This is a genomic window from Aeromicrobium sp., from assembly GCF_025965075.1.
GTDB lineage: Bacteria > Actinomycetota > Actinomycetes > Propionibacteriales > Nocardioidaceae > Aeromicrobium.
In genome coordinates this window covers 1-7,038 of sequence record NZ_JAOPXQ010000126.1, presented here as the reverse complement: position 1 = coordinate 7,038, position 7,038 = coordinate 1, and the positions used below count along the sequence as shown (strand labels likewise).

Annotated in this window: 6 protein-coding genes and 1 pseudogene; 1 reads left to right on the top strand and 6 read right to left on the bottom strand. The window is 69.8% G+C overall.

Going from position 1 to position 7,038, the window contains the following annotated elements; all coding sequences use genetic code 11:
* Both JWQ91_RS07995 and JWQ91_RS07990 read right to left on the bottom strand, forming a co-directional pair.
* Positions 1–112, bottom strand: a pseudogene (locus JWQ91_RS07995) (5-dehydro-2-deoxygluconokinase); the annotation flags it as partial.
* 23 nt (positions 113–135) lie between these two features.
* Positions 136–1,035: a TIM barrel protein gene (locus JWQ91_RS07990; protein WP_297782332.1), complete on the bottom strand. Its 900-nt coding sequence runs from the start codon at positions 1,033–1,035 to the stop codon at positions 136–138.
* 127 nt (positions 1,036–1,162) lie between these two features.
* Here JWQ91_RS07990 and JWQ91_RS07985 point away from each other — a divergent pair, with 127 nt between their 5' ends.
* Positions 1,163–1,900: a GntR family transcriptional regulator gene (locus tag JWQ91_RS07985; RefSeq protein WP_297782331.1), complete on the top strand. Its 738-nt coding sequence runs from the start codon at positions 1,163–1,165 to the stop codon at positions 1,898–1,900.
* On the opposite strand, the gene JWQ91_RS07980 is transcribed toward JWQ91_RS07985, so the two are convergent.
* The 4 genes from JWQ91_RS07980 to tig all read right to left on the bottom strand — a co-directional run.
* Positions 1,881–3,686: a stealth family protein gene (locus tag JWQ91_RS07980; protein ID WP_297782330.1), complete on the bottom strand. Its 1,806-nt coding sequence runs from the start codon at positions 3,684–3,686 to the stop codon at positions 1,881–1,883. The two genes, JWQ91_RS07985 and JWQ91_RS07980, sit on opposite strands and share 20 nt — an antisense overlap.
* Positions 3,687–3,815: 129 nt before the next feature.
* A complete protein-coding gene (locus JWQ91_RS07975) occupies positions 3,816–4,304 on the bottom strand; it encodes an SRPBCC family protein (RefSeq protein ID WP_297782329.1) in 489 nt (162 codons plus the stop codon).
* A 50-nt stretch (positions 4,305–4,354) separates the two neighbouring features.
* On the bottom strand, positions 4,355–5,611 hold the full coding sequence (locus JWQ91_RS07970; RefSeq protein WP_297782328.1) for an alpha/beta hydrolase: 1,257 nt from the start codon (positions 5,609–5,611) through the stop codon (positions 4,355–4,357).
* A 57-nt stretch (positions 5,612–5,668) separates the two neighbouring features.
* On the bottom strand, positions 5,669–7,038 hold a 1,370-nt coding region (gene tig / locus JWQ91_RS07965; protein ID WP_297782327.1), incomplete at its 5' end, for a trigger factor.

The following is a 7,038-nucleotide window of genomic DNA, read 5'->3' as shown; positions in this document are numbered from 1 at the left end:
CGGCCACCGCGACGTTGGTCGCGCTGCCGCCGAGGAACTTGGCGAACGTCGTGACGTCCTCGAGACCCACCCCGATCTGCTCGGGGTAGATGTCGACGCCGACGCGTCCCATCGTGATGAGCTCGTGGTGGGTCGTCACGCCAGGGCATCCTTCACGAAGTCGAGGGACGACCGTACGTCGGCGATCGGGCCGGGGCCGGCAGGCTCACCGTCCTTGAACATGACGTCCTGCTCCAGGACGTACCACCCGTCGTAGCCGTGACTGCGCAGCGCGTCGATCATCGCGCGGATGTCGACGTCACCCTGGCCGAGGACCTGCCACATGCCATCGGCGACGGCGTCGGCGAAGGCGACCTCGCCGGAGACGACCCGGGCGGCCGCGGCGGCGTCGACGTCCTTGAGGTGGACGTGCTTGACCCGGTCGAGGTTGGCCAGCGTGATCGCGACGGGGTCCGCGCCCGCGGCGGCGAGGTGTCCGGTGTCGATGCAGAGCCCGACGTGCGAGCCGTCGAGGACCCGTTGGACGTCGTCGGCGTCCTCGACCAGCGTGCCCATGTGCGGGTGGATCGCGGCAACGACGCCCCGGGAGGCGGCGTGCTCGGCGATGCGGTCGAGATTGGCCAGCAGGGTCTTCCACTGCAGCTCGTCCAGGACGGGACGGGCGTCGTAGCCGTCGGCCCCGGTCGAGGCGGCGAGCACGACGACGCCGGCACCGGCCGCGAGGCACGCGTCGATGAACGGGTCGACGTCGGTCAGCGGGTCGTGGTGCCCGTCGTGGAGGACGACGGGCAGGAAGCCGCCGACGGCCTGGAGGCCGTAGCCCTCGAGGAACGCGGCCTTCTCGGCCGGGTCCTCCGGGAGGAACCCGTCGGGCCCGAACTCGGTCGCGACGAGCCCGAGGGACTGCATCTCGGTGAGCACCCGGTCGGCCGGCAGCTGGTATCCCCAGCCGGGCACCTCGCACACGCCCCACGAGATGGGGGCACCGGCGATGCGGAGCGGGGTCAGGCCCTGGGGGTCAAGGGTCGTCGACACGGGATCCTCGGATTTCTGTTTGTCGTGACAAAGTCGGTACCTCCGAGTGTGTCCCAGCGCACACCGATGTGTCAAGCATATGTAAGGACATATTGACATGGTTGGATCGGCCGATACATTGACTCGCATGCCCGGCCCGCATTTCGTCCTCGACCGTTCGAGTCCCGTCCCCCTCTACTTCCAGATCGCGGAGCAGTTCGAGCGGGCCATCATCGACGGGACCATCGCACCCGGCGAGCGGATCGACAACGAGGTCGCGCTCGCGCAGAAGCTCGGGCTGTCCCGGCCGACGATGCGCCAGGCGATCCAGGTCCTGGTCGACAAGGGGATGCTGGTCCGCAAGCGCGGCGTCGGCACGCAGGTCGTGCACGGCAAGATCCGCCGCTCGGTCGAGCTCACGAGCTTGTTCGACGACCTCAGCGCCGCGGGGCAGAAGCCGCGCACCGACGTCCTGGCGGTCGGCAAGGTCCCCGCCGACGAGGACGTGGCCCGCGAGCTGCAGCTCTCGAAGGGCGCCGACGTCTGGTCGCTCGAGCGGCTGCGCTGGGTTGACCGGGAGCCGCTCGCGCTGATGCACAACTTCATCCCCGTCGACGTCGTCGACCTGGACGGGGTCGACCTGTCGGTCACGGGGCTGTACGCCCACATGCGCGACTCCGGCATCGTGATGCGGGTCGCCCGGCAGCGCATCGGCGCCCGCGGCGCGACGGTCGAGGAGGCGAAGCACCTGCGCGAGCGCAAGGGCGCTCCACTGCTGACGATGGCCCGCACGGCGTACGACAACGCGGGGCGCGCCGTCGAGTACGGTCGGCACGCCTACCGCCCCGATCTGTACGCCTTCGAGCTCACCCTCGTCGACCGCTGACGCGTCGGGGGTCAGGAGGGGCGCCGTCCCGTGCGCACTCGTCCCGCTCGAACTGGCTCGCGATCGGGAAGTAGGAGTCCAGGAACTCCCTCATCTCGGCGTCCGAGACCTCGTCCTTGCCGGCTCTCGTGGAGTTGAGGCAGAACGCCTCCACGTCACGCCGCGCCAGGAGCAGGCCGAGGGACCTGCGCGCCGTGCTCTTGACCAGGTCCACGTAGATGTAGTCGATCGACCCGGGCACGGCACGACCGGTCGAGAAGGCGTAGTGCTGGTAGAACGACGACAGCAACGAGATGTCGTCCGTGCCGCGGGTCCGGCTGGCCGTCGTGGCCCGGATCTCTGCCGGGTACCTGGCCTCGATCTCGGCCAGGACGCTGCGCCGGAGCGAGTAGGGCACGTGCTTCATCTTCTGCGTCAGCGAGGTGCCGAAGTCCTGACGGAGGACCCGGCGGTTGTTCTTGCCCGCGATCGTCACCGGCACGTCCGTGGGTCCCGGTTCCCCCCACGGCTCGTTGACCTTGCTGAGGAAGTACTTCGACAGGCCGTTGGCATAGAAGAACGTCTGCGGCGTCACGTCGCAGCCCAGCATCATGTCGTCGTTGAAGTACAGGAAGTGCTCCGACAGCCCGTCGATGTGATGCAGCTGCGTCTCGATCGCGTGCGAGTTGAACGTCGGCAGGACACCGGGGTCGGTGAAGATGTCGCGGTGGTCGACGATCTCCAGCCCGGGAGTGATGCCGACCATCCACGAGGGGCGCTGCCCGTCCGTCACCAGGAAGATCTTGCGCACCCACGGGGCGTACATCCGGATCGACCGCAGGGCGTACCGCAGCTCGTCCCGGTTGCGGTAGCGCGAGTCGTTGGCGGCCTCCGCGTGATACGGCGTGTGCAGCACGTCCGCCCGCTTGGCGACCCACGCCGGGTCGCCGCCGTCCACCCACGTGATGACGACATCGATCGGGAAGGCCACGTCGTCCGGACGCGGCTCGGTGAACTCGACCACGGTGCGTACGTCCGGGAGCGGCTCACGGTCCGCCGGGGCCAGGCGGGTGAACAGCGAGTCGGTCGCCAGGACGGCCGGTGACCCGGCGGCAACGACGGGCGTGACGCGGTTGTGCCGACGCGCGGCGAGGCCGCCGTCGTCCCTCCGGTCCCACTGCTCGACCTCGCACCCGTAGCGTTCACCGAAGAGCGCCCGCCCGGTCGTGTCCGTCCGGAACCAGGTCACCCGCACGACCGACGCCCCGCGCGTGCGCTTCACGACCGAGTCGCGGTGGCCCGGCTTCGGCTCCTGGCGCTTGCGGGTCTCGTCGCCGTAGCCCGACGACACGTAGCCGGACGTGGACGCGACCAGCCTGCCGATCACCGAGGTCACCCGGCTCCAGTCGTCGGCCACGACGGCGACGGCCGTCGCGGTGTCGGACAGGCCGCGCACGCAGAAGTAGTCGATGCCCGCCTCGTCGAGGGCGTCGGTCACCGCCACGAAGTTGCGGCGGCGCGCCTCCAGGGGCGTCTGTGCCGTCCCGGCCCAGGCCGCCACCGAGCGGGCGCCGTCGTGGGCGACGACCCGGCCGGCGCCACGATAGAACGATGGGTGGATCCCGATCGCCAGCGCGGACTGGGCGCGCCGCGGGGTGGGGATGAAGCGACCACCCGCGCCGATCGCACGCTTGACGACGAACCTCAGGCCCAGCGGGACACGTCGATCGATGCGATGGCGAACCGACGGACTCAGGGTGCGCCGATAGGCACGAACGACTGCGGACGACTCCGCCCTGGCATCCACGTTGCGCTCTCTCTCCCCGAACTCACGGCCCATCACCGGTTGGAGACAGCCTATCAAGTACAGGGGCTGCCCTCGGACCGGAAGAGACCCGGAGGACGACGGTATCAGCGCGTCGAGAGGCGCAGACCCTCAGCGTTCGGCGGCGGACCTGAGGGCCGCGAGGGTGCGGTGCATTCCGTCGAGGAGCTCGACGTCATGGCTCTCGGCGCCTCCCATGAACCACCTGGCCGTGAGCCGGACGGTCAGGCTGGGGTGCGGCAGCGCCGTGCGCCGCTCCACCACCCGCGTCCCACCGTCGACCGCGGACAGCTCGTAGGACCACTCCACGTCGGTCGGCCCGACCCAGAACGCGAGAGCGGCCGATCCGTCGTGCGTCGGCTCCTTCCAGCGCGTGATCCGGGTCGTGGTGGGCCACACGACGGCGCCCTTGCGGTTGACGTTGAGCCCCCGGCTGCCGACGGACGGTCGGCTCGTGATGAACATCCGGACGGTCTCGGGGCTGCGCTCGCCCATCGCCCGCAGGTCTGACAGCACGGCCCAGACCCGCTCGACCGGCGCCCCGATCCAGGTCTCTGCCTCGAGCGGCGGCAGTCCGTTGCGGGTGGTGGATGACGACATCGTGCTCCTTGGGGTGGGTTGACGTGACTCTAGGACAACGACCGACAGCGTCAGGCGTGACGCGGCGACGGCAGCGCGCGGGGGCTGCTCGTGCGGGCGTTGAGCCAGCCGACCAGCCAGTCCCCCACCCTCGGATGGTTGAGCAGCGCGAAGTGGTGGGCGCTCGGGAGGTACTCGAACGTCGCGCCGTCCACGATCGGTCCGGCCCGGCCTACCCCCGTCGCGCTGGAGAAGTGCACCAACAGGTCACCCAGCACGGAGCTCAGGGGGTGCCGCTGCGACGCTCCGAGGGTCGCGGCGACGAAGTGGTACTCGGCGTGGGCGAGCGGGGCGGCCGCGATGCGGTCGAGCCCCCACTGGCCGGTGAGGTCCTGGCCCTCCCACTCGTCGCGCGTGATGTAGCCGTGGCGAAGGTCGACGATCCCAGCGGAGCGGTGGTCCAGGATCGTGCTGAAGGGCGCGGACTCGGGCCAGAACCGGAGCAGCCGCGACCCGAGGTGGGCGACCTTCTCCAGATTGGCGCCCGCGTGCGGCGTCCCGAGGCAGACGACGTCGCGGATGAGGTGCTGCCACGTCTGACGCGCGGCGGTCGCGTGGTTGGTCGCCGCCCGGGCGACGAGGCCGCCCATCGAGTGGCCGACCAGCGTGATCCGGGTGACCGGGACGGGCCAGGCGGCCACGACCTGCTGGATCAGCTGGTCGAGGTGCTTGCCGTTCTCGGAGATGTGCAGGCCCGTGTTGTAGCGGATCATGACCGGCGTGCCGTCGGTCTCGGCGACGATCCGCTCGGCGTACGTCGTGCCGTGCACCTTGGCACCGTTGGCCCACGACTCGTCGTTCTCGCACAGGCCGTGGACGAAGATCACAGGGTGGCTCGTGGCGTCGCGGAACGCCTCGGCCAGCGGCCAGGACGTCGCCGGGACGTCAGCACCGTCGACCCGGACCGCCATCGTGATGGCCTGCGGGTCGTCGAGCATCCGCAGCTCGTCACCGATCAGGCCGTTGACGGCGGCGACCACGAGCCGGCCGCGGCGGCTGTCCTCGATGGGTCGTCCGACCCCCTGCGACGCCAGTGCGCGGACCGATCCGCTCGAGATCCGCAGGACGCCGGAGATCGCGCCGTAGACCGAGGTCACGACGGCATCGTGCAACGACTCGGGCACATGCCCGCCGACCAGGCGGGTCGCCCGGAACATGCGCGAGGACACCGCGTGGTGCATCTCGCGCACCGTCCCCACGATCAGGCGGTCGCCGTAGTCGAGGGCCAGCGCCGCCACGTCAGTCGTACGTGCGGGAGCGGCGGGCATGTCCCCATACTGCCGGTATCCGGCGAGGAAGTGAACCTCCTCGCCGGATGGCGTCGATCACGCCTCGGCAGGAGCCTCGTCGTCGGCGCTCTCGTCGTCGCCGAACGTGCCGTCGGCACGCAGCTTGGACAGCTCGATGACGTTGCCGGACTTGTCCTTGACCTTGGCCGACTCCACGAGCGATGCCAGCGCCTTGCCGCGCAGCACCTCGCTCACCATCTCGGGCACGTGGTTGTGCTCCATGATGTGCTGGATGTAGGAGTTGGGGTCCTCGCCGGACTGCTGCGCCCGGCGCATGATGTGCTGCGACAGCTCGTTGTCGTCGATGCCGAACTCCTCGTCGGCGACGACCTGGTCGAGCACGAACTGGGCGATCAGCGAGTCGCGGACCCGCTTCTCGAGCTCGGCCTCGAACTCGTCGACGGTCTGCTTCTCGTCGTCGAGGTACTGCTCGAACGGGACGCCGGCCATCGCGAGCTGCTGCTCGATCTGCTGGCGCCGGCTCGTGAGCTCCTCGGTGACGAGCGACTCGGGCAGCGGGGCGTCGATCTTGCTGACGATCTCGTCCAGGACCAGGTCGCGGGCCTCGTTGGCCTGCTCCATGCGCTTGCCGCGGGTGACCCGGTCGGTCACGTCGGCGCGGAGCTCCTCGATCGTGTCGAACTCCGACGCCGTCTGGGCGAACTCCTCGTCGAGCTCGGGGAGCTGCTGCTCCTTGACGTCCTTGACCGTCACGGTGACGTCGACATCCTGCCCGGCGAGCTCGCCGCCAACCAGCTGCGTCGTGAACGTCTTGGTCTCGCCGGCCTTGAGGCCGATGACGGCCTCGTCGAGGCCCTCGAGCATCTGCGCCTTGCCGACCGAGTAGGGCATGCCGGCGGCCTGCGCCTCGGGGATGTCCTCACCGTTCTGCGCGGCGGACAGGTCGACCGTCAGGAAGTCGCCGTCGGCGACCGGGCGGTCGACCTCGGCGAACGTCGCGAAGCGCTCCTGGAGAGCGGCGAGCTGCTCGTCGACGTCGGCGTCGGTGACCTCGGCGTCCTCGACCGTGACCTCGATCGTGGCGACGTCGGGGATGTCGAGCTCGGGGCGGACGTCGAGCTCGGCGGTGATCTCGATCGGCTCGCCGTCGACGAACGTGGCGAGATCGATCTCGGGCTGGCTCAGCGGCTGGACGTTGGTGTCCTGCAGGGCCTGGCTGTACCAGCCGGGGAGGGCGGCATTGAGCGCCTCGTCGAGGACCGCGCCACGGCCGACGCGCTGGTCGACGATCGCTGCGGGGACCTTGCCCTTGCGGAAGCCGGGGATCGTGATCTGCGAGCCGATGGTCTTGTAGGCAGCGTCAAGACTGGGCTTGAACTCCTCGAACGGCACCTCGATGGTGAGCTTGACCCGTGTCGGGCTCAGTGTCTCGGTGGTGCTTTTCA